This window comes from Vibrio sp. Of14-4, from assembly GCF_022347625.1.
Lineage (GTDB): Bacteria > Pseudomonadota > Gammaproteobacteria > Enterobacterales > Vibrionaceae > Vibrio > Vibrio pristinus.
In genome coordinates, this window is the sequence record NZ_JAKRGI010000003.1 from 192,435 (window position 1) to 215,486 (window position 23,052).

Genomic DNA, 23,052 nt, shown 5'->3' on the forward strand with positions numbered 1-23,052 from the left:
CTCCTTGCTGAAATTATTCTTCTTCACCGAACCAACAAATATTACGTGCTGCCATGATAAGCTCACCAGCACGTTCTTCGGTAAGACCTTCTACACCTTCGAGATCGTCAATACCTTGGTCAGCAAGATCTTCAAGTGTCACCACTCCTTTTGCTGCAAGTTTGAAAGCAAGCTCACGCTCTAAACCTTCCAACGCTAGCAAGTCTTCAGCGGGTTCTAAACCATCAAAAGATTCCTCTTGGGCAAGAGCCAAGGTAGTCAGAGCATCTTTAGCTCGATTACGCAGTTCTTCTACCAAGTCTTCATCCAAACCATCAACTTCCAACAACTCGTTGACTGGAACATAAGCTACTTCTTCCAGTGAAGAGAAACCCTCTTCAACCAGCAATTGAGCAAAGTCTTCTTCAATATCGAGGTACTTCATGAAGTTCTCAATCGCTGCCTGAGATTCTTCTGTGTGTTTCTTATGCAAGTCTTCAACTGTCATCACATTCAGCTCCCAACCAGTAAGCTGAGATGCCAAACGTACATTCTGACCGTTACGACCAATCGCTTGTGCCAAGTTATCGGCTTCAACGGCAATGTCCATAGCATGAGCGTCTTCATCAACAATGATCGAAGCAACATCTGCAGGTGCCATTGCATTAATAACGAATTGTGCTGGATTGTCGTCCCAAAGCACAATATCAATACGCTCTCCACCAAGCTCACCTGATACGGCTTGAACGCGAGCACCACGCATACCTACACAAGCACCCACTGGGTCGATACGTTTGTCATTGGTCTTAACCGCTATCTTTGCGCGAGAGCCTGGATCGCGAGCTGCACCTTTAAGCTCGATAATCTCTTCAGCAATTTCAGGCACTTCAACGCGGAAAAGCTCTGCAAGCATTTCTGGTTTTGAGCGAGTGATAAATAGCTGGAAGCCACGGGCATCAGGCGCAACACGGTACAATAACCCACGAACACGGTCACCTGGACGATGGTTCTCGCGCGGAAGTTGGTCATCACGCAGGATTACCGCTTCAGCATTATTGCCCAAATCAAGAATAATGGTGTCTCGGTTTACCTTTTTAACTACACCAGTTACCAGCTCACCTTCGTTATCGATGAACTGTTCTACAATTTGTGCACGCTCTGCTTCACGTACTTTCTGTACAATAACTTGCTTTGCGGTTTGAGTAGTGATTCGGTCAAAAGTAACTGACTCGATCTCATCTTCTACAAAAGCACCAAGTTCAATTGAGTCGTCTTCATACTGAGCCGCTTCTAGAGAAATTTCCTTAGTTGGATTTTCTACTTCTTCAACCACGAGCCAACGGCGGAATGTATCAAATTCGCCAGTTTTACGGTCAATTTCTACACGCACATCAATTTCGATTTCGTGCTTTTTCTTGGTAGATGTCGCTAAAGCAATCTCTAGCGCTTCAAAAATACGTTCACGAGGTACCCCTTTTTCATTCGATACCGCTTCTGCTACCGCTAAAATTTCTTTACTCATTTTAAATAGCCTCTAAGACCTTGATTAAAATTTAGGGATCAGGTTAGCTTTTGAAATATTGCTCAAAGCAAACTCTTCTTCATTGCCGTCAATATTAACTACGACTGTTTCACCATCGACAGAATGGATAGTACCTTTCCATTTACGACGATTACCCACAGCCATTTTCAAAACAATGCTGACCTCGTGACCAATAAATTGTTCATAATGTGCTGCTTTGAAAAGTGGTCTCTCTAAACCTGGAGAAGACACTTCGAGGTTGTAAGCCACTGTGATTGGATCTTCGACGTCCATAACTGCGCTGACCTGACGGCTTACTTCTGCACAATCATCCACTGTAATGCCATTTTCATGGTCAATAAAGATACGTAACGTTGAGTGCTCGCCTGCGCGAATAAACTCTAATCCAACTAACTCATAGCCTAATGCCACAACTGGAGCTTCAAGCATTTCAGTAAGTTGTCTTTCTAAACCAGTCATTTAAACCACTCCAGAAACAAAAAAAGGGCTTATAGCCCAATTTAAATTCCAAGCAACTTCTAACTACCCCAAACTCGGATATTTAGATAACAAAAAACCCCGATTAGTCGGGGTTTTTTATGCTGGACCCTTATATGTTAGGCAATACTTTTCGCCTAACCACAGAAACTAAACTGTTACTGTGCAAACTTGCCCACTCCATAAGGATTGGTTGCGGGGGCCGGATTTGAACCGACGACCTTCGGGTTATGAGCCCGACGAGCTACCAAGCTGCTCCACCCCGCGTCCGACTTGTCGAGCATTATACGCTCTCTAAGTTGTTTTACAAGTTTGTAAAAATGGTGCCGAGAGAGGGACTCGAACCCTCACACCTAAGGCACTAGCACCTCATGCTAGCGTGTCTACCAATTTCACCATCTCGGCAGCTAAATCTTTAGCTTATTGAGGAATTTCATCACCTGTTGGTGCTGGAACTTCGCTCGCTGCATCATCAGCTTGCTGAATAACTTGACCTTGAGTCGGGTCAACCCACTGAGATTCAGTTTTGTGTGTTGACATGTTACCTAGCGTTAAGCTGAGTGCAAAAAATACTGTTGCAAAAATTGCAGTCATTCGGGTTAGGAAATTTCCTGAGCCGCTTGCGCCAAACACTGTGTTTGATGCGCCTGCACCGAATGAGGCTCCCATATCTGCGCCTTTACCTTGTTGAATCAGTACTAGTCCGATCACACCAATCGCTGCCAACAGGTAAATCACAAGTAGAACTGTAAACATTGCTTCCACCTATGTTCCAAATTGTTGAGCCAGCGCCGCTCGAAATCACTTTCTGAACAAGGCTAGCGCCCCCCTTATTGAAGGCCGAGCAATACTAACGAAAGGTTATTACGCTGACAAGCAGAATTTAAAAAAAAATCATATAAGAGACGTCAAGCGTTCAAAAAAAGGACAAAAAGAGTGTTTCTTATTCTTCGGCCCAAGTTTTGAACTAAAGCTCTGAAAACTCAGAGCTGTATTCAATCCTTCCCGAGCGATTAGCAAACTCGTTGTCGCTAAGCTCTAATACTTGAAATGCACCACTAGGGACATCCCACTGACAAGAAAACCCATATTTTTCGCTTGCTTCAAACCCAAAACGCGAATAATAGTTTGGATCACCAAGTACAACGCACACGGGATAGCCAAACTCTTTAAGAGAAGCTAAGCCTTCTTTAACAAGCTCAGCAGCCAGCCCTTGGCATCGGTATTCTTCATGAATAGCTAATGGAGCAAGTCCTTGCCAATTCAAATCTTCGCCATTTAATGTCACAGGGCTAAACATCACATAACCTATAATTTCGCCCTCATCATTACTCACAACAAGCGATAATGTTCTACGACCATTTTCTCTGAGCCTCATAACAAGATTTGCTTCAGACTCGGTGTCAAAAGCTGACTTAATCAATGTATCAACGGTCAAAATATCTGCCGGTGCTTCAGTTCGAATAAGCATTAACCACCTCTCTTTACGTATGATTCATTGTACCCGCGAATCCTCACAATGCGCCACACGAATCAAAAAAGTTTGCAACGAGTTAAACATTTTTCATTCGTTCATCTCACTCCAACTGTTCACGAAAAAATTTTGAAACATTATTTAGTCAAAAAACAGTAATAACTGGATTGAATATCTCAAAAACGACACACAAGCATACATCTATATATGTAAGCTCTTGTTAATCAAACTAGTAATCCGGTAGTTTGTAAATAAAGGAATATGGTCATGATCTAATTGATATAGTTTTCCAGATGACCTTCATTTTCAATCCTATTGGTCGAACATTCACCAGGTTATAGTCTGGCATTATGCCTAATCTATAGCCTATATTACTCTCAGGAGAGTCGGTAAAACCCTTGATGCTGTCGCAACAACTGCAATACTGGTTGAAAAAGATAACCTCTAACACTTTGCTTTCGAATACCACTTTAGAGCACCTACACTGTAACACCCTGACTCGGTTAGAGTTCACCCAAATTATCAACCAACTTATCAATGACAAGATTCCTCTGTTACTCCTCTATCTCGATATTGATAATTTCAAAAGCATTAATAGTTCCTTGGGTCACCATATTGGTGACAAGGTATTAGCTGAAGCATCAGCTCGCCTTATTGAATTTTTACCTCATCATGCTTCGTTAGGGCATTTCGGCGGTGATGAGTTTGGCATCCTAATTCCTAACCAATGTAATACGTGCTCTGCTGATGTTTGGGCCAAACGTATTATTTCACTTATGAGCGCACCTTTTGATCTACATCACTTCAGTAAAGGGTTATCTTGCTCTATTGGCAGCGTCACCTATCCCAAAGATGGTAATAATGCACAACTTTTGGTTCAAAATGCTGACATCGCCATGTACGAAGCCAAAGAACGAGGCAGACGCCGCTCAGTCAAGTTTAATCAATCAATGAACAAAAATGCTCGCATGCGACTTTGGTTAGAAATTGAATTGGAAAAGGCTTTAAAACAAGATGGCCTAGAGGTTTGGTATCAACCCAAAGTTAATGCCCAAAGCCACGATATTAATGGCGCAGAGGCTTTGTTACGTTGGAAGCATCCCATTGAGGGCTACATCAGTCCAAGCTCCTTTATTCCAATAGCGGAACGTTCAGGGTTAATAGAAAGTCTAGGTCAAGTTGTGATGCAAGAAGTCTTCGATACCGTTAAGCAATGGGACCAACGAGGTATCCTACCTGGCCAAATTGCCGTCAACCTATCTGCCGAACAATTTTGTAACCCAAACCTAATAACCTACATCAACAAGCTTTTGCAACGTACTGGAATCAACCCACGAGCTATAACTTTTGAGTTAACAGAAAGTACATTCATGGGCAACAGTGAACACACACTGGAAACGCTTAATGCAATCAAGCAGTTGGGGTTTACTTTGTCTATCGATGACTTTGGTACGGGTTACTCTTCACTGTCCTATCTCGCACGCTTTCCTGTTGATGAGCTCAAGATAGACCGAACCTTTATAAAAGACATAAAATCTATACCCAAACAAAAGACGGTGATAGAAAACATCATCAAACTGGGTCAATCTCTCGATCTTAATGTTGTTGCTGAAGGGGTCGAGACAAAGCAACAAGCAGCATTAGTCTCAAACTTAAACTGCAACTCTATCCAAGGCTTTCACTTCTTTCACCCTTCACCGAAATATAAAGTAGAGCAAATTTTTACCCAACACAGAAGGATAGGCCGATGAAAGCATTGATAAGTCGCCTAATTTAAATATCAAAAAAGGCCGACTTGTAGCGGCCTTGTGAATATATTAGTCGATATATGGATTAAGTTTACTGCGATTGAGGACGCATCGCGGGGAACAAAATGACATCTCGAATTGTGTGTGTATTGGTAAACAGCATAGCGAGGCGATCAATGCCAATACCTTGCCCAGCAGTCGGTGGCAAACCGTGCTCTAAAGCAGTAATGTAATCTGCGTCATAGTACATCGCCTCATCATCGCCTGCATCTTTGGCATCAACCTGTGCTTTGAAGCGAGCATCTTGATCTTCAGCATCATTAAGCTCTGAGAAGCCATTCGCTACCTCACGCCCACCGATGAAAAACTCAAAACGGTCGGTGAAGAATGGGTTGTCATCGCTGCGACGAGCAAGAGGAGAAATATCCGCTGGGTAACCAGTGATAAAGGTTGGTTGAATTAGCTGAGGTTCAGCAGTCTCACCAAAGATCTCTTCTAGAAGCTGACCACATGTCCAAAACGTTTCGACTTCCACATGTACCGATTTTGCGATAGCAACCATCTTGTCACGGTTAGTAAGGTCTTGTTCTGTTAGTGCTTGGATCTCAGCGTGCTCTGGGTTGTAGTGTTTGATTGCCTCAAACATGCTCATGCGAGCGTACTTACCGCCAAACTCTACGGTTTCATCACCGTAGGGCATAGACGTTGAGCCTAGAACGTCCATTGCAACTGTACTAAGCATCTCTTCGGTCAGATCCATTAGGTCTTTGTAGTCAGAGTATGCTTGGTAGAACTCCATCATTGTGAATTCTGGGTTGTGACGTGGTGATAGACCTTCGTTGCGGAAGTTACGGTTGATCTCAAACACGCGGTCAAAACCACCGACTACTAGACGCTTCAGGTAAAGCTCTGGAGCAACACGTAGGTACATGTCGATGTCAAGTGCGTTGTGGTGAGTAATAAATGGACGAGCCGTTGCACCACCAGGGATCACGTGCATCATAGGCGTTTCAACTTCCAGATAGCCTTTTGAACTCATGAAATTGCGGATAGATGAGACTAGCTTTGAGCGAACAATAAACGCATTACGAGAATCTTCATTAACGATCAAGTCTACATAGCGCTGACGGTAACGCATCTCTTGGTCAGTCAAGCCGTGGAATTTCTCTGGAAGTGGACGAAGTGCTTTCGTAAGCAACTCGTAAGACTCCATGTTCACATATAAGTCGCCTTTACCTGACTTATGAAGTGCGCCTTTCACTCCTATAATGTCGCCAATATCTAAACCTTGATATTTCTCTTTCAGCTCTTTTTGTACATCTTTTGCTGCATAGGCTTGGATACGACCAGAGGTTTCTTGAATCGCTAGGAATGGACCACGTTTAGCCATGACACGACCAGCGATCGCCACGACATGGTTTAGCTCTTCTAGCTCTTCTTTTGTCTTTTCACCGAATTCCGCTTGCAGGTCGCCAGCAAGGTGCTCACGACGAAAGTCATTTGGGTGACCGTTTGCTTTGCAGCTCTGACGGATGTGATCCAGCTTAGCGCGGCGCTCAGCAATCAGCTTATTCTCTTCTTGTGCATTGTCGTTTTGAACAGCATCAGTCATTTTTGATGTATCCTGTCTTTCTTTATGAAAATAGTTTTTCGGTGAAAAGCTTACAGGCCTGATTTCAGGCTAGCTTCGATAAATTTGTCTAGGTCGCCGTCAAGAACCGCTTGAGTGTTGCGGTTTTCAACGCTAGTACGCAAATCTTTGATGCGTGAGTCATCCAGTACGTATGAACGAATCTGGCTCCCCCAACCTATGTCTGACTTCGCATCTTCATTGGCTTGCTTCTCGGCATTTTGCTTTTGAATCTCTAATTCAAATAACTTGGCACGAAGCTGTTTCATCGCCTGATCTTTGTTCTTGTGCTGAGAACGATCATTTTGACACTGAACCACTGTATTGGTTGGGACGTGCGTAATACGTACCGCAGATTCCGTCGTGTTGACGTGCTGACCACCAGCCCCTGATGCTCGGTATACGTCAATACGTAGATCAGAAGGGTTAATGTCGATATCAATGTTGTCATCAATCTCTGGGTAGATAAACGCAGAAGCAAACGATGTATGACGACGTCCACTAGAGTCAAATGGCGATTTACGAACCAAACGATGAACACCTGTTTCGGTACGTAGCCAACCGTAAGCATATTCACCGGAAATTTTAACCGTAGCACCTTTAAGACCAGCAACCTCACCTTCAGAGACTTCGATTACTTCAGTCTTAAAGCCTTTTGCTTCAGCCCAACGCAAGTACATACGCAGCATCATCGATGTCCAATCTTGCGCTTCTGTACCACCCGATCCCGACTGTAAGTCAATATAACAGTCTGATTCATCATGATCGCCAGAGAACATACGACGAAACTCCAGCTTTTCTAACTTAGCTTCAAGCTCAGCAAGCTCTGGTTCAATTTCATCGAAGGTTTCTTGGTCTTCTTCTTCAACGGCAAGCTCGAGAAGACCATCCACATCCTCCACACCTTGCTCAAGTTGGTCAATCGTTGCCACAACCGCTTCTAGGGCAGAACGCTCTTTACCCAAGGCTTGCGCACGCTCAGGTTCGTTCCACACATCTGGCTGTTCTAGTTCTGCGTTGACTTCTTCTAAACGCTCTTGTTTAGCGTCATAGTCAAAGATACCCCCTCAGGACACTCGTGCGCTCAGACACGTCCTTAAGGCGATTTTTAATTGGATTGATTTCAAACATGCTTGCTCAACATTTATGAGTAGAATTTAACCGAAAGATTGTACTGAAAAGTGTGATGAATATACAGATTTTTTTTAGAAGTGAATCACGAATCAGGATACAAAAATCCCTCTGATGAACTAGGCCAAACAGAGGGATGTGAACCTGTAAAGGTAAGCGAAGTTATGCTGCTTCTTTGTTGAAGCTTGGCTGCTCAGCCTTACCAATAAAGAACATGCATAGCATGGCAGCAAGAGTTGGCAGTAACCAGCCCATACCAATATCAAACATAGGCAGTATGCTCAAAGCAGATACATCAACACCAGCCACTTTTGCTGCATCAATCAATGCAAAGATAAGCGATACACTGAGCACAACTCTATATGCTAACTTAGGATTCGGTAAAAATTTGCGAATAAATGTAAGCCCTACAAGTGCAATCGCTACAGGATAAAGAGCGAAAAGCACAGGTACTGACAGTGCAATTAATTGTGACAAGCCAACATTGGCGACCACAGCACAAGCCACGCCGATTATGATGACCCAATTTTTATATGATATTGAAGTCAAAGAACTAAAGTAATCAGAACAGGCAGAAATAAGGCCTATCGCGGTTGTCAAACAGGCAAGCAATACGATAACAGACAGCACAGTTTGGCCGTATGAACCAAATAGAGACTGAACATACAAACTAAGGATCACACCACCATTATCGGCACCAGATGCAATCGCAGAACTCGTCGCTCCTAAATAGAAAAGCGAAATGTAAACAAAAGCGAGTCCGACGGCTGCTATACAAGCCGCGCTAATCAAATATCGAGCTGTTGCTTTTTGTTCTGTAATACCTTTTTTACGAAGTGCATCAACAATCAAGACACCAAACATCAGCGAGCCAAAGGTGTCCATGGTGTTGTAACCATCAAGAAAGCCTTTTTGCATTGGATGGCTTAGGTATTCATCTTGAGCAAATAGCATTGAACCCTGAGGGTCATAGAACACCGCAAATGCCAGAATAATCAATCCGATAAATAAGGCAGGTGTTAAAACCTTACCTATCACATCAATTAATTTACCCTGAGACCACGCAAAAAACATTGCGATGGTAAAAAACAGCACAGAAAAGAGCGCAAGGTGCGCATCTGTTGCTTCTATAAAAAATGGCTTAACCGCCATTTCATAAGCAACAAGCCCAGTTCTAGGCGCCGCAAAAGCTGGGCCAATAATAATAAAGATTAATACGGCCATTAAGGTTGCAGAGCGTTTAGGTAAATCTTTAGTAAGGTGCTCCCATGAGCCACCAGATACTGCAATAGCAACGATTGTAATTAGAGGAAGACCTACTGCAGTTACGAGAAAACCTATCATTGCAGGCATGATATTTTCACCCGCTAACTGACCAGCTAGTGGAGGGAAAATAATATTGCCAGCGCCTAAGAAGAAAGCGAAAAGCATAAAGCCTAACGCGATAATATCTGTTAATTTTAAAGTCTGATTCACAAGAGACCCTTTAACTATCTGAGATTGATGTTGTGTATGCTGAGCTGTCCAAGTAGGCGACTCAGTCTATAAATTTGGAGGCGAATAATGACGAAACACTCTCTTATCCGCAACCCTAGCTTAAAGAACGCCATATAAATTTATAGAAAAGGTCAATTGATAGTATTATTGACTAGGATTCAAATAAAAATAAGATAATAATTTCGCTCACACACAAAAACAAACCTAACACAATAAATACAAATTTTAAACAAATCAGAAACAAACCTTCTTGATTTATGGCTGTAAACAATGAAAAAAAGTGATACTAGGACCAAAAGTTTTGCCTTTAAACAGTTTAAAGTGAACAGTGGGCGCGTAGGTATGCCAGTCAGTACAGATGGTGTCCTGTTGGGTGCATGGAGTGATATTCATAGCTCAAAAAGAATTCTAGACATAGGAACAGGAACTGGATTGTTAGCTTTAATGTGTGCCCAGAGAAACCATCATTGCTTGATTGACGCAATTGAAATTGACGAACAAGCTTGTCTTATCGCCAAAAATAATTTCTTTGCTTCTCCATGGCATACTCGTATCTGTTTGCAACAAGGTGACGTGCTAACCTTTCCCTTTAAATACAAGTATGACACTGTGATATGCAACCCACCCTATTTTAACAATGGAGAAGCAGCTCTGATAAAGGCGAGAGCAATAGCAAGACACACTTTGACACTTGAGCATGAAGATCTTCTGAAAATCGCTTTACGCTTAATCACTGAAGATGGTAAAGCATGTTTTATTCTCCCGGAAGTAGAAGGAATAAAATTCATTGAACAAGCCAAAACACTTGGTTGGTATCTATCGAAACTATGTGAAGTTAAACCTACAGGCAGCAAAGCTACTAGTAGACTTTTGATACAACTCACCCCACATGAAGTCGAAGCCGAGTATCAAAAAATTATTATTCAAGAAAATAATACCTACACAGAAGACTTTATCGCTCTAACCAAAGACTTTTACCTCAAGATGTAAAAATTAAGATGTGATCCTTATCACCGAAGCCTCTATAATACCTGTCCTCAATTTATTGTTCTCACTTACCTGTTTGTGGAGATACCAGAGTGATCAAACATTTTGCTGAACTAGAGCTGGACCCGAACCTGCTCATCGCAATAGAAGAAATGGGCTTTAGCCGCCCAACTCAAATTCAGGCTGAATCTATTCCGCAAGCTTTGGATGGCAAAGACATTCTCGCATCAGCCCCTACAGGCACGGGTAAGACGGCCGCTTTTGTTCTTCCAGCACTTCAGTATCTACAAGACTTCCCTCGCCGAAAGCCAGGCCCCGCACGTATATTGATCCTAACACCAACACGCGAATTGGCCATGCAAGTAGCCGAGCAAGCGAGAGCTTTGGCCAAACATACCAACTTGAATATTTTTACCATTACTGGTGGCGTCCAATATCAAGAGCATGCGGATATCCTTTCAACAACACAAGATATTGTGGTGGCAACTCCGGGCAGGCTAATGGAATACATCGAAGCTGAACGTTTTGACTGCCGAGCGATAGAATGGCTCATTTTGGACGAAGCAGACCGTATGCTAGACATGGGCTTTGGCCCAACGGTTGACCGTTTATCGTCAGAATGCCGCTGGCGTAAGCAAACTCTGCTGTTCTCTGCAACATTGGAAGGAAAAGGTGTAGAAGGTTTCACTGCTGACTTATTGAAAGATCCCGCTCATATCGATGCAGAGCCGTCACGCAGAGAGAGAAAAAAAATATCTCAGTGGTATCACAGAGCAGATGACTTAGCTCATAAACTTGCCCTACTCAAAAACATACTTACAGAACAAGCTGAACGCACCATCATCTTTGTGAAAACTCGCGATCGTCTAGCAGAGCTGCGTTCAGAGTTAGAAAGAGCACAGATTCCATGTGCTTGGATTCAAGGTGAAATGCCACAAGATAGGCGCAACAATGCGATTGCTCGCTTTCGAGATGGGACAGTCAACATACTTATTGCGACAGATGTAGCGGCTCGCGGCATTGACCTACCAGATATAAGCCATGTCATCAACTATGACATGCCTCGCAGTGCAGATGTATACTTGCATCGGATTGGCCGGACTGCTCGCGCAGGGAAAAAAGGCAATGCTATCTCACTGATTGAAGCCCATGATCAACCTATGATGGAACGTGTTGCTCGTTACGTAAAAGAAGAGATTAAAGAGCGGTTTATTAAAGAACTTCGCCCAAAGCATAAAAAACCTGTATTCAAGAAAAAGAAAAAGGACGAAAAAAAATCCGCACAGTCCAAAAATAAGAAAAAAACCACTAAGAAGAAAAAATAACTATCATAGATACAATAAAGGGCCAGCCATTAAGTGCTAGCCCTTTATTGTTAATTAAGCTCAAACATTAATATTATTAATGCTCACGAGTCGCTCTGAAATCGACATCAGGGAAGCGCTCTTTTGCTAGGTTGAGGTTAACCATAGTCGGTGCGATGTAGGTAAGATTATCACCGCCATCAAGTGCTAAGTTGACTTGGTTCTTACGCTGGAATTCATCAAGCTTTTTACCATCTGCACACTCTACCCAGCGCGCCGTCGCTACATTAACACTCTCATAAATAGCCTCTACGTTATATTCAGCTTTTAATCGAGCAACGACCACATCAAACTGCAGCACACCAACCGCACCAACAATAAGATCGTTATTTTGCAGCGGACGAAATACTTGTACCGCACCTTCTTCTGAAAGCTGGACTAAGCCTTTCAATAATTGTTTCTGCTTGAGTGGATCTTTGAGACGAATACGACGGAAAAGCTCTGGAGCAAAATTAGGAATACCGGAAAACTTTAGAGCTTCTCCTTGGGTAAAGGTATCACCAATTTGAATAGTTCCGTGGTTGTGCAAGCCTATAATATCTCCAGCGCAAGCATCTTCGGCCCTTGAACGGTCACCAGCCATAAAGGTCACAGCATCGGATATATTGATTTGCTTACCAAGACGAACATGATTCATCTTCATGCCTTGCTTATAAGTTCCGGACACGATACGCATGAAGGCAATTCTATCTCTATGCTTGGGATCCATATTCGCTTGGATTTTAAATACAAAACCAGAGAACTTATCTTCATGTGCTTCCACCTGACGCTCATTCGCCTGACGTGGCATCGGAGCTGGAGCCCATTTAGTCAAGCCATCAAGCATATGGTCAACGCCAAAGTTACCTAGTGCTGTACCAAAATAGACAGGAGTGAGTTCTCCGGCCAAGAAAAGCTCTTGGTCAAACTCAGGGCACGCACCAATTACCAACTCTAGTTCTTCACGTAATTGCTGGGCTAATTCACTTCCAACAGCCTCATCAAGTTCCGGGTTATCCAAGCCTTTAACAGTGCGCATATCTTGAATGGTATGTCCTTGGCCTGTCGCATACAGAATCGTTTCATTGCGATGTATGTGATAAACACCTTTGAATTCTTTTCCGCAACCAATTGGCCAAGTAATAGGAGCACAAGCAATACTCAACTCGCTTTCGACTTCATCCAGAAGCTCCATAGGGTCACGAATATCGCGATCAAGTTTGTTCATAAAAGTCACAATCGGCGTATCACGAAGACGTGTCACTTCCATTAACTTGCGTGTACGATCTTCGACACCTTTAGCTGCATCGATCACCATTAAGCACGAGTCAACCGCTGTCAAAGTCCGATAAGTGTCTTCTGAGAAGTCTTCGTGTCCTGGAGTATCTAACAGGTTAACAAGACAATCATTGTATGGAAACTGCATAACTGAAGTAGTGACAGAAATTCCACGTTCCTTTTCCATTTCCATCCAATCTGACTTGGCATGTTGCGCAGAGCCTCTTCCTTTAACCGTACCAGCAGTTTGAATTGCACGTCCAAACAGAAGAACTTTCTCTGTTATCGTAGTTTTACCCGCATCGGGGTGGGAAATAATAGCGAACGTCCTACGTTTGGAAACTTCGCCCAAAAAAGCTGAATTTGACATCAAAGATTCTTCTTAAATTACTTGCGCTAGTGGCCGTCAGAGTAAGTCATGATTTTTTCACTAGCTTAATGATTCTGTTTGCGTGGTATTTTCGCTTATATTGGCTTTGGGAGCAACCGAGACAAATAATTCTGCTTGAAATGCACTACAAATTAAAATATCAATAAATTTGGTCTATAACTAAAGGAGTAGAAGGAACCAGTTACGATTATGCCTGCGAGCAAAAAAATAAATTCATTAGCATTCCGACAAGCAAAAACCGTTTTCCTAGTATCTGTGATACTGGGGATCATATTTAGCCTGTACCAAATTTTGGTTGACCTCCATCAGGAGCAGAAGCGGATAGAAGAACACTACCAGTTCAAGCTTTTACAAAACTACAGCAATGCCAGTCAAGCTGCCTATCATTTGAACCAATTACTGGCCGAGCAGGTAGCGTCAAGCTTGTTGACTGATAGTGCAATCTATCAAGTTGCTATTGTCGATGATTTTGGCGACGTATTGACTGAACGAGAGAGAAGCATCGCGATGGAAAGCTCTTTCACCGAAGCGCTGTCACATTATCTCACGCCAAACACACCTGTGTACCAAACAGAGCTTCACCAACCCAACTCGCATGTTGTGGTGGGTACACTGAGTTTCTCAGTCAATGGTGCTAGCATAGCTAAGAAGTTTATCTCAAAGACAAGTCAAATACTGTTGTTTGACCTTTTCAGAAACATTCTACTTACCACAATTTTATTACTGTTTTTTTATCAAAAACTGTCCAAACCTTTAGTGACACTCATCGAGTGGGTTAGGTCCCTACAAAACAAAGAAACAGAAGTTTCAATGCCTAATCTTCATCGAGATGATGAACTAGGACAATTGGCAACCACTTTCCATACTTTATGGAAAGACAGAGAAGCGGCGGAAGCAAAACTAAACCAATTAGCCTATTACGATTCTTTAACCGGACTGGCAAACCGAAGCTTGTTGCTCCAAACTCTTGACGACGTCATCAAAAAAGCTCAACAAGACAACACGGCTGGTGTTCTGTTTTACCTTGATTTAGACAGATTCAAGACTATAAATGACTCGTTGGGACATACCATTGGTGATCACTTAATAAAAGCTATCGCAAAACGTATGCAAGCTTGGCTCGCAGATGATTATACCGCTGCGCGCATTGGTGGTGATGAATTCGCAATTCTGATGCCTTCGATTCATCCAGACAAAGCCCATGAAACAGCTCAACAGCTGCTCGCATTAATATCTAATCCCTACTCAATAGATGACCACTTGCTTTATTGCACCACCAGTGTGGGGATATCTGTTTTCCCATCAGTCAACAGCACCAATATTGATGTGTTGCGTCAAGCTGATACCGCTCTATACCGCGCAAAAGTGGCGGGAAGAAACAAATACATGTTTTATGAACCAGAGATGCAAGCCCAAGTCGAGTCTTTCTTAGAAATAGAGAAAGGGCTTCATGAAGCGATCAATAAAGGCCAGCTAGAGCTTTATTATCAACCGCAAGTGAGTGGCAAACAGCAGATCGTGGGGGTCGAGGCTCTTATTCGCTGGAATCACCCAGAAAAAGGCCTACTTCCTCCCGGAGTATTTATGCCCATTGCGGAGGAGACAGGGCAAATATTGCAAATTGGTAACTGGATTATTGAACAAGCTTTACACCAGTATTCTGTCTGGCTCAAACAAGGTGTGTTACCGGACACCTTTAAAAGACTCGCTATCAATATTAGTCCACTTCAATTTGCGCAGCATAGCTTTGTAGAATACATACATGATGCACTCGCTCAAGCAGGCGTAAACGGTGATCATATTGAGCTAGAAATTACAGAGAACCTGCTGCTTGAAAATGTAGAAGATGCAATAGAGAAAATGAGCAAGTTGAAAGAATTCAATCTCAAAATCTCGATTGATGACTTTGGGACTGGCTATTCATCACTGAGATACCTAAAACACTTAGCAGCTGATGTACTTAAAATCGATCGCTCGTTTGTTACTCAAGTTCATTTAGATGAAAGCGATCAAGCTATTGTAGACACCATCATTATGACAGCACAAAGATTGAACTTAGAAGTTATCGCTGAAGGTGTAGAAGAAGTAGCTGAACTTAACATTTTGCGAGATTTAGGCTGTGACCAGTTCCAGGGTTATATCTTCGACAAACCCCTTCCTGCATCAGAATTGCCTTCTCGATTCGAAGCCAACTTCTATCCTATTGAAGGATCTTCCATAGATAAAGCCGTACACAAATAAACTTTACAAGAAAAGATAACTCATGATGATGGCATCCTCTTTGCCATCTTCAGTGGGGTAGTAATCTCTTCTTCTGTCTACTTCATTGAATCCTACTGCATCATACAATCTATAGGCTTTATGGTTACTTGCTCTAACCTCTAGCCACGCACTCTCTACTTTATCGCTTGAACACATTTCTAGGAATGACTCAATTAGAAATTTACCATAACCATGCCCATGCAATTTCGGTTCTACTGCGATATTGAGAAGAGTAACCTCACCAAGAATATTCTGCGCATAAAAATACCCGACAACTTTTTCATCTTCATTGATCAAAACTTTATGGCAAGCGCCTCGTCCATTGATGTTTTCAAGCAGACTAAATGACCAGGGATGAGTATGAGCCTGTGTTTCAATAGCAAAAACCTCTTCGAGATGTACTTGCTTGAGGGGCGTAATCTTAAGCAACATAATAATTATCGATTCTCACAAATTTGTTGCCATAACTCTCGCCTATATTGAGAGTTACCTTTAAGGCAAGATAAGCTTGGTGAGCTTAAGACCTTACCTTGGATGCTTGGATCTATCTGACATCCTGCAAACCAGGTCCAAACCTGTGTTTGGCTTAATACAAGAGGGAGATATTGTGGGTAGATATGCAGAGCTTCAGCAGTGCTAAGATCCATGCTTTTCAAGACCTTTTCAAGTAACTCGGCAGTATCTCCGATAGGATAAGTATCAGATACAAACAAGAGCTTACATGTTTCTGCTAAGCTAATAGGCTTTGCTTTATACCCTTGTAGCAGATTAATATCTTGCACTTCATAAGCCTGAATGCCCATTTCATGCAAATAAATATCTTGATTGCTCAGCATAGGCTCGATACATAACTCACTTAAAAATAGCCGAAGTTTATAATAGCAATTTACGACTAGTCTGAAAGGTTTAGGCCCTATTAAAGGGCCATTATTCTAAAAACTGGCTTTAACAGCTTCCGCTATTTTAAGTGCGGAGGCTTGAACCAAAGCTGCATCTTCTCCCTCAACCATAACTCGAATCAAAGGTTCAGTACCTGATTTACGCAAGAGAACTCTCCCTTTACTACCAAGTTTAGCTTCTACTTCTTCAACCGATGACTTCACTTCTATCGATTCCATAGGATTAGAATCTCCAGAAAAACGCACATTCTCTAGTACTTGAGGGTATAGGGTCATTCCCTGAGTTAGTTGTTCAAGAGAGGTTTCACTATCAACAACTGAAGCCAGCACTTGCAATGCAGCAACAATTGCGTCTCCTGTTGTGACTTTATCAAGCAATATAATATGGCCAGAGTTTTCCGCACCAATCTGCCAGCCCTTCTCTAACAGCTGTTCCATGACATACCGATCGCCGACGGCTGCGCGCACAAAAGGAATACCTAGTTCTTTAAGGCCATTTTCCATGCCTAGATTCGTCATTAAAGTGCCGACAACTCCGCCTTTTAACTCGCCACGGCGCATCGCATCTTTAGCGATGATATAAGCGATTTGGTCGCCATCGACTTTATTGCCCTGATGATCAACCATAATAAGTCGGTCACCATCGCCATCAAATGCCAAACCCAGATCGGCTTGCTCCTCGACTACTCTTTTTTGAAGAGCCTTTACGTCTGTTGCTCCAACCTGATGGTTAATGTTGGTACCATTAGGTTCAATCCCCATAGCAACAACTTCAGCACCTAACTCAGTAAAGACAGAAGGAGCAATATGATAAGTGGCTCCGTGCGCACAATCGACAACCACTTTTAACCCAGAAAGACTTAAATCTGAAGGAAAAGTACTCTTACAAAATTCAATATAGCGGCCCGCAGCGTCGTTGAGGCGCGCAGCTTTACCTAGTAAAGCAGAGTCTACACACTCTATTTCTTTATCTAATTCAGCTTCAATCGCAAGCTCAATATCATCTGGGAGCTTAGTTCCTTCTGAAGAAAAAAACTTAATCCCATTATCATAATAAGGATTATGAGATGCTGAAATCACTATTCCGGCTTCAGCGCGAAAGGTCTGTGTCAAGTAAGCAACAGCCGGCGTTGGCATAGGCCCAGTTAACGTCGCGTTTAACCCCGCAGCAGCAAGGCCTGCCTCAAGAGCAGACTCAAGCATATAACCAGATATTCTCGTATCTTTGCCAATAATAACTTTCTTTGTACCTTGCTTGGCTAAAACTCGTCCAGCTGCCCAGCCTAGTTTCAACACAAAATCAGGGGTAATTGGGTACTGCCCCACATGACCACGAACACCATCAGTACCAAAATAACGTCTTTTCTCAGACATGTTTATTCCTTTCCAAATTTTAAATCAGTATTGGCTTTTACCATTTCAACAATCTTCATTGCATCAAGCGTTTGTTCAAAGTCGTGAACACGAATGATTTGTGCCCCTTTCATCGCCGCTATGGTTGCGCAGCTAATACTAGCAGCAACGCATTCCACTGGAGATTTATCAAGAGGTTTAAACAGCATGGATTTACGCGACATACCTGCAAGAATAGGGAAACCAAGTTGATGAAGATTTTCAAGATGCGCCAATATATGGTAGTTATGCTCCAGAGTCTTGCCAAATCCAAAACCAGGGTCAAGCACTAATTGGTTGCTATCAATTCCCATCTCCTGACACGCTTGCACACGTTGCTGTAAAAACTTAGTAATGTCCTGGAATAAATTGTGATATTGAGGGTTAGCCTGCATAGTGCGTGGCTGTCCTTGCATATGCATCAAACATATTGCCACGCCAGATTCAGCGGCAACCTCCAATGCTCCTGGTTCTTGTAAAGCACGAACATCATTAATCATATCCGCTCCAGCCTGCACAGCTTGGCGCATAACTTCCGCTTTACTGGTATCAATGGAAATCCACACATCAGACTGTGAGCGGATAGCCTTAATAACCGGAATCACTCTCGCAAGCTCTTCTTCTAACTCAACATCTGGAGCACCTGGTCTAGTGGATTCACCACCGATGTCAATAATACTGACACCTGCTTCTACCATTTTCTTTGCTTGCTGAACTGCAAGCTCGAGAGAGTTATATTTCCCACCATCAGAAAACGAGTCAGGTGTGACATTTAGGATACCCATTACATGGGGTGTGGATAAATCTAGAAATTTATTATTTGATTTGATTATCATAAAAAATACAAAAACCCCGATAAGATCGGGGTTTAGTTGGTTAGTCTATCTTATTCTGCGTCTTTTTTTTCAGACACTTGTTCTTCAACAGGATCTACTGAAGACGTCACTTCTTCTTGTTCAGATTTTGATTTTGGTTCATCTTGAACTGAATCTTTAGCCGCTGGCTTGTCAGAGTTATCTCCCCAACCAGCTGGTTCTCTAATCTCAGTTTTACGCTCCATTAAATCATCAATCTGACCCGCGTCGATAGTTTCATACTTCATCAACGCATCTTTCATGGCATGCATAATATCCATATTGTCTTCAAGGATCTGCTTAGCACGAGCATAGTTTCTATCGATAATCTTGCGTATTTCATCATCGATGAGTTTTGCTGTGTCATCTGACATATGCTTGGTCTGAGTAACACTACGTCCAAGGAATACCTCACCTTCTTCTTCTGCATAAAGAAGAGGACCAAGTTTATCTGAGAATCCCCATTGAGTGACCATCTTACGCGCAATATCCGTTGCACGCTCAATATCATTCGAAGCGCCAGTCGAAACTTTTTCTGCCCCGTAAATAAGCTCTTCAGCTAGCCTACCACCGTATAGACTGGAAACCATAGATTCAAGGTGCTGACGAGACATACTCACTCGATCTTGTTCTGGGAGATACATTGTCACCCCAAGAGCTCGACCACGTGGAATAATAGAAACTTTATATACAGGATCATGCTCAGGAACCAGACGCCCAACAATGGCATGCCCAGCTTCGTGATATGCTGTCGATTCTTTAGTCTCTTCCGACATCACCATGGAACGGCGCTCCGCTCCCATCATGATTTTGTCTTTAGCCAGTTCAAACTCAACCATAGAAACATTACGCTTATTACCGCGAGCGGCGAACAAAGCTGCTTCGTTAACTAAGTTAGCAAGATCAGCACCAGAGAAACCTGGTGTACCACGTGCGATTAGAGAAGGTTCAACATCTCCTGCCAACGGCACTTTACGCATATGTACTTTAAGAATCTGTTCACGGCCACGTACATCTGGTAAACCAACGACAACTTGCCTGTCGAATCGACCTGGGCGAAGTAAAGCTGGATCTAGAACATCTGGCCTATTTGTTGCCGCAATGACGATAATTCCTTCATTGCCCTCAAAACCATCCATTTCTACCAGCATTTGGTTCAATGTTTGCTCACGCTCATCATGGCCACCACCAACACCTGCACCGCGTTGGCGGCCAACTGCATCAATTTCATCGATAAAGATGATACATGGGGCTGCTTTCTTTGCCTGTTCGAACATATCACGCACACGCGAAGCACCGACCCCGACGAACATTTCAACGAAATCAGAACCAGAGATAGTGAAAAAAGGCACCTTGGCTTCGCCCGCAATGGCTTTGGCAAGTAACGTTTTACCCGTACCTGGTGGACCAACCATTAATACACCAGTCGGGATCTTTCCGCCCAACTTTTGGAATCGACTCGGGTCGCGAAGATAATCAACCAACTCTTTGACATCTTCTTTCGCTTCATCACACCCCGCCACATCTCCAAATGTGGTTTTAATTTGCTCTTCGCTCATCATTCGAGCTTTACTCTTACCAAATGACATAGCGCCTTTACCGCCGCCGCCTTGCATTTGGCGCATGAAGAATATCCACACACCAATCAACAAAATCATTGGGAACCAAGAGATAAAGATCGTTCCTAACAGGCTCTGCTCTTCTGGTGGTGTTCCTTGAACTTTCACATTCTGGTTAATCATGTCATCCAGAAGTTTTTGATCGTACACAGGCATATAGGTCACATAACGAGAACCGCCGCCGCGACGAGTGAAAGTAATTTCTTCACCTTTAAAGGTCGCATCCTGAATCTGGCCTTGACCAACTTCTTTTACAAATGTGGTGTAATCAACTGCTCTGCCACTGCTATCTCCTGGGCCGAAGCTCTGGAAAACCGACATCAAAACGACAGCGATTACAAGCCATAGAATTAAATTTTTTGCCATATCACTCAAGGTGTAAGCCTCGCGATAAATAATTGTAATTAAAGGTAGGGTACTACAGTTTGTAAACTGTAGCTACAGTGTTAACCTGTGCTTCATAAAGCAAATAGTTAACCTTTGTAACCAGTGGCTACAATAAACACTTCTCGGGAACGCGCCCTAGAAGAATCAGGTTTGCGGATTTTCACGACTTTAAACATCTCGCGAACATCTTTAACGTATTGATCGAAACCTTCGCCCTGAAATACTTTCACAACAAAACTACCATTTGGGGCTAGAACTTGTCGACACATATCTAAAGCCAGTTCAACTAAGTACATAGCTCTAGGTTGATCAACAGAGTTGTTGCCTGCAATATTAGGAGCCATATCAGACATAACAACATTCACCATAGATGGTTGAATTTTATCTAACAAAGCTTCCAATACAGAGTCTTCTCGAAAGTCTCCTTGAAGAAAACTAACTCCCGCAATCGGATCCATGGGAAGTAAATCACACGCAATGATTTTCCCCTCGTCACCTACTAGCTTAGCAGCATATTGAGACCACCCACCGGGAGCTGCTCCTAAATCGACGACTACCATTCCAGGTTTGAGAAGCTTATCTTTATTTTGAATTTCTTCGATCTTAAAATAAGCACGAGAACGATAGCCCTTTTTACGAGCTTCATTGGCGAATTTGTCGTCAAAATGCTCTTTCAGCCAACGTCCTGAACTGGCTGAATATTTCTGTTTGCTCATCCAAATCCTAATTAAACAAAAGGCCACAATAGCCAATAAATTATAGTCTTCAGGGATAGATGGCGTTAAAATGGTATTTTTCAACCCTTAAAGCAAAGAAAATTGGCCGCGTAATGAACTTAAGCACAAAACAAAAGCAGCACCTTAAAGGCCTAGCACATGGTTTGAAACCCGTCGTGCTTATGGGCGCAAATGGACTTACTGAAGCTGTTCTGGCGGAAATCGAGATCGCTCTTAACCATCACGAACTGATAAAAGTTAAGATAGCCAGCGAAGATCGTGAAACAAAAAACCTTATTGTTGAGGCTATTGTACGTGAGACTGGTGCTGAAAATGTACAAGTAATAGGTAAAACCCTTGTTCTGTACAAGCAAAGCGACAATCGTAAAATTGAATTACCACGCAAGTAATAATCACAGCATTATGCGAAATAGCAAAAAGGTCGCCTTGCGCGACCTTTTTCACATTCACTGATAACGAATACAGAACAGTGACAAAAAGTAATCGAAAGTCTATCGATACTCGACACTATCAATTTCGAAGTCTCGGTCACCACCAGGAGTGGATATCACTACTTCGTCGCCTTCCATTTTGCCGATCAGACCCCGAGCAATGGGTGAGCTTACAGAAATGCGTCCAGCTTTGATGTCTGCCTCGTCATCACCAACAATTTGATACGTTTTTTCATCTTCAGTGTCGCAATCGATGACAGTAACTGTCGAACCAAAGATAACCTTTCCTGTGTTATCTAGTTTCGAGACATCAATCACCTGAGCGACAGATAATTTGTATTCGATGTCTCTAATTTGAGCTTCACAGATCCCCTGCTCTTCGCGAGCGGCATGATATTCTGCGTTCTCTTTAAGATCACCAAGTTCACGTGCTTCTGCAATAGCTTCAGATATTTGAGGGCGAAGCTTGAGTAAGCGGTCTAATTCTTCACGCAGCATCTTTTCACCGCGGACTGTCATTGGGACTTTTTCCATGTTTTACCTCATTGCCAAAGCTATCTTTGGACAAAACGAAACCACCCAATCGGACGGATTGGGTAGAGAATATGACTTAACGTTATTTCCTCTAGTGTAAACAAAGTTAGCGACTAAATCACCTGAATTCATCTCTAGGGTTCTCAGACTTATAAATAAAATAATTTCATCAGCTAAATCCATAGCTTAAAGCTCTTTAGATGCACTATTCAAGCATAAAAAAAACTAAACAACCCCATGGTTAAAAATAGAAAGAAAAGGGAATTTTTAACCTTTTAAAACATAAGCTTGAGTATTTTTTACCAAAAATAAAACAGCGTACAAAATTCATATTTATATCTTTTTACTAACTTAGATTGGAACTTTGGCGTTAAAACAAAAGCCAGTAAGACTTCTATGGCTCTAGTTGCGTGCTTAAGCTTGTTGCCAACCTATGCAGTCAGAACCGTGGAACGGAAG

General features: G+C 42.6%; 19 protein-coding genes, 2 tRNA genes and 1 pseudogene. 5 read left to right on the forward strand and 17 right to left on the reverse strand.

Annotated features, from left to right (window positions below; all coding sequences use genetic code 11):
• Nucleotides 1-13: 13 nt before the first annotated feature.
• The 6 genes from nusA to MHN79_RS04700 all read right to left on the reverse strand — a co-directional run bounded on the left by nusA (nt 14) and on the right by MHN79_RS04700 (nt 3,470).
• Nucleotides 14-1,501, reverse strand: a complete 1,488-nt coding sequence (gene nusA, locus MHN79_RS04675) for a transcription termination factor NusA (protein ID WP_239171911.1) — start codon at nt 1,499-1,501, stop codon at nt 14-16.
• A gap of 24 nt (nt 1,502-1,525) precedes the next feature.
• Complete coding sequence (gene rimP / locus MHN79_RS04680; protein WP_160929335.1) at nt 1,526-1,981, reverse strand: ribosome maturation factor RimP; 456 nt, start codon at nt 1,979-1,981, stop codon at nt 1,526-1,528.
• Nucleotides 1,982-2,189: 208 nt separating this feature from the next.
• A tRNA-Met gene (locus MHN79_RS04685) sits at nt 2,190-2,266 on the reverse strand.
• Nucleotides 2,267-2,320: 54 nt separating this feature from the next.
• Nucleotides 2,321-2,404 (reverse strand) — tRNA-Leu (locus MHN79_RS04690).
• A gap of 15 nt (nt 2,405-2,419) precedes the next feature.
• Nucleotides 2,420-2,755 (reverse strand): preprotein translocase subunit SecG, encoded by a 336-nt coding sequence (gene secG / locus MHN79_RS04695; protein WP_114785257.1) that lies wholly within the window; start codon nt 2,753-2,755, stop codon nt 2,420-2,422.
• Nucleotides 2,756-2,966: 211 nt separating this feature from the next.
• Nucleotides 2,967-3,470 (reverse strand): N-acetyltransferase, encoded by a 504-nt coding sequence (locus tag MHN79_RS04700; protein ID WP_239171912.1) that lies wholly within the window; start codon nt 3,468-3,470, stop codon nt 2,967-2,969.
• Between the two features lie 458 nt (nt 3,471-3,928).
• On the opposite strand from MHN79_RS04700, the pseudogene MHN79_RS04705 reads away from it, so the two are divergent.
• Nucleotides 3,929-5,224, forward strand: a pseudogene (locus tag MHN79_RS04705) (EAL domain-containing protein); the annotation flags it as partial.
• 88 nt (nt 5,225-5,312) lie between these two features.
• On the opposite strand, the gene lysS reads toward MHN79_RS04705, so the two are convergent.
• The 3 genes from lysS to brnQ form a co-directional block, all read right to left on the reverse strand.
• Nucleotides 5,313-6,833: a lysine--tRNA ligase gene (gene lysS / locus MHN79_RS04710; protein WP_160929329.1), complete on the reverse strand. Its 1,521-nt coding sequence runs from the start codon at nt 6,831-6,833 to the stop codon at nt 5,313-5,315.
• 50 nt (nt 6,834-6,883) lie between these two features.
• Nucleotides 6,884-7,982 (reverse strand): peptide chain release factor 2 gene (prfB, locus tag MHN79_RS04715; RefSeq protein WP_114785032.1). Its coding sequence is split into 2 segments (ribosomal slippage): nt 6,884-7,906 and nt 7,908-7,982, totalling 1,098 coding nucleotides; the frame shifts between segments, so codons are not numbered across the junction.
• A gap of 162 nt (nt 7,983-8,144) precedes the next feature.
• Nucleotides 8,145-9,458 (reverse strand): branched-chain amino acid transport system II carrier protein, encoded by a 1,314-nt coding sequence (brnQ, locus tag MHN79_RS04720; protein ID WP_239171913.1) that lies wholly within the window; start codon nt 9,456-9,458, stop codon nt 8,145-8,147.
• 291 nt (nt 9,459-9,749) lie between these two features.
• Here brnQ and MHN79_RS04725 point away from each other — a divergent pair, with 291 nt between their 5' ends.
• Nucleotides 9,750-10,469 (forward strand): methyltransferase, encoded by a 720-nt coding sequence (locus MHN79_RS04725; protein ID WP_239171914.1) that lies wholly within the window; start codon nt 9,750-9,752, stop codon nt 10,467-10,469.
• Between the two features lie 89 nt (nt 10,470-10,558).
• A complete protein-coding gene (gene srmB, locus MHN79_RS04730) occupies nt 10,559-11,791 on the forward strand; it encodes an ATP-dependent RNA helicase SrmB (protein ID WP_239171915.1) in 1,233 nt (410 codons plus the stop codon).
• Nucleotides 11,792-11,867: 76 nt separating this feature from the next.
• Here the strand turns inward: srmB and prfC are convergent, their stop codons facing one another.
• On the reverse strand, nt 11,868-13,457 hold the full coding sequence (gene prfC / locus MHN79_RS04735) for a peptide chain release factor 3 (RefSeq protein WP_239171916.1): 1,590 nt from the start codon (nt 13,455-13,457) through the stop codon (nt 11,868-11,870).
• A gap of 210 nt (nt 13,458-13,667) precedes the next feature.
• On the opposite strand from prfC, the gene MHN79_RS04740 reads away from it, so the two are divergent.
• Nucleotides 13,668-15,719 carry an EAL domain-containing protein gene (locus tag MHN79_RS04740; RefSeq protein WP_239171917.1) on the forward strand — a complete coding sequence of 684 codons (2,052 nt, stop codon included), beginning with the start codon at nt 13,668-13,670 and terminating at the stop codon, nt 15,717-15,719.
• 3 nt (nt 15,720-15,722) lie between these two features.
• Here MHN79_RS04740 and rimI read toward each other — a convergent pair whose 3' ends face one another.
• The 6 genes from rimI to rlmE form a co-directional block, all read right to left on the reverse strand.
• Nucleotides 15,723-16,172, reverse strand: a complete 450-nt coding sequence (gene rimI, locus MHN79_RS04745; RefSeq protein ID WP_239171918.1) for a ribosomal protein S18-alanine N-acetyltransferase — start codon at nt 16,170-16,172, stop codon at nt 15,723-15,725.
• Between the two features lie 5 nt (nt 16,173-16,177).
• Entirely contained in the window at nt 16,178-16,576 is a 399-nt protein-coding gene (locus MHN79_RS04750) for a DNA polymerase III subunit psi (protein ID WP_239171919.1), read from the reverse strand.
• 96 nt (nt 16,577-16,672) lie between these two features.
• Nucleotides 16,673-18,013, reverse strand: coding sequence for a phosphoglucosamine mutase (gene glmM / locus MHN79_RS04755; protein WP_239171920.1), 1,341 nt, complete (start codon nt 18,011-18,013; stop codon nt 16,673-16,675).
• 2 nt (nt 18,014-18,015) lie between these two features.
• Nucleotides 18,016-18,867 carry a dihydropteroate synthase gene (folP, locus tag MHN79_RS04760; protein ID WP_239171921.1) on the reverse strand — a complete coding sequence of 284 codons (852 nt, stop codon included), beginning with the start codon at nt 18,865-18,867 and terminating at the stop codon, nt 18,016-18,018.
• A gap of 50 nt (nt 18,868-18,917) precedes the next feature.
• Nucleotides 18,918-20,870, reverse strand: coding sequence for an ATP-dependent zinc metalloprotease FtsH (gene ftsH, locus MHN79_RS04765; RefSeq protein ID WP_239171922.1), 1,953 nt, complete (start codon nt 20,868-20,870; stop codon nt 18,918-18,920).
• Between the two features lie 107 nt (nt 20,871-20,977).
• Nucleotides 20,978-21,607: a 23S rRNA (uridine(2552)-2'-O)-methyltransferase RlmE gene (rlmE, locus tag MHN79_RS04770; RefSeq protein ID WP_239171923.1), complete on the reverse strand. Its 630-nt coding sequence runs from the start codon at nt 21,605-21,607 to the stop codon at nt 20,978-20,980.
• Between the two features lie 113 nt (nt 21,608-21,720).
• Between rlmE and yhbY the strand changes: the two genes are divergently transcribed.
• The gene (yhbY, locus tag MHN79_RS04775; RefSeq protein WP_239171989.1) at nt 21,721-22,017 is read left to right on the forward strand and encodes a ribosome assembly RNA-binding protein YhbY; all 297 of its coding nucleotides are present in this window, start codon (nt 21,721-21,723) and stop codon (nt 22,015-22,017) included.
• 102 nt (nt 22,018-22,119) lie between these two features.
• On the opposite strand, the gene greA is transcribed toward yhbY, so the two are convergent.
• Nucleotides 22,120-22,593: a transcription elongation factor GreA gene (gene greA, locus MHN79_RS04780; protein ID WP_152431204.1), complete on the reverse strand. Its 474-nt coding sequence runs from the start codon at nt 22,591-22,593 to the stop codon at nt 22,120-22,122.
• Between the last annotated feature and the right edge of the window lie 459 nt (nt 22,594-23,052).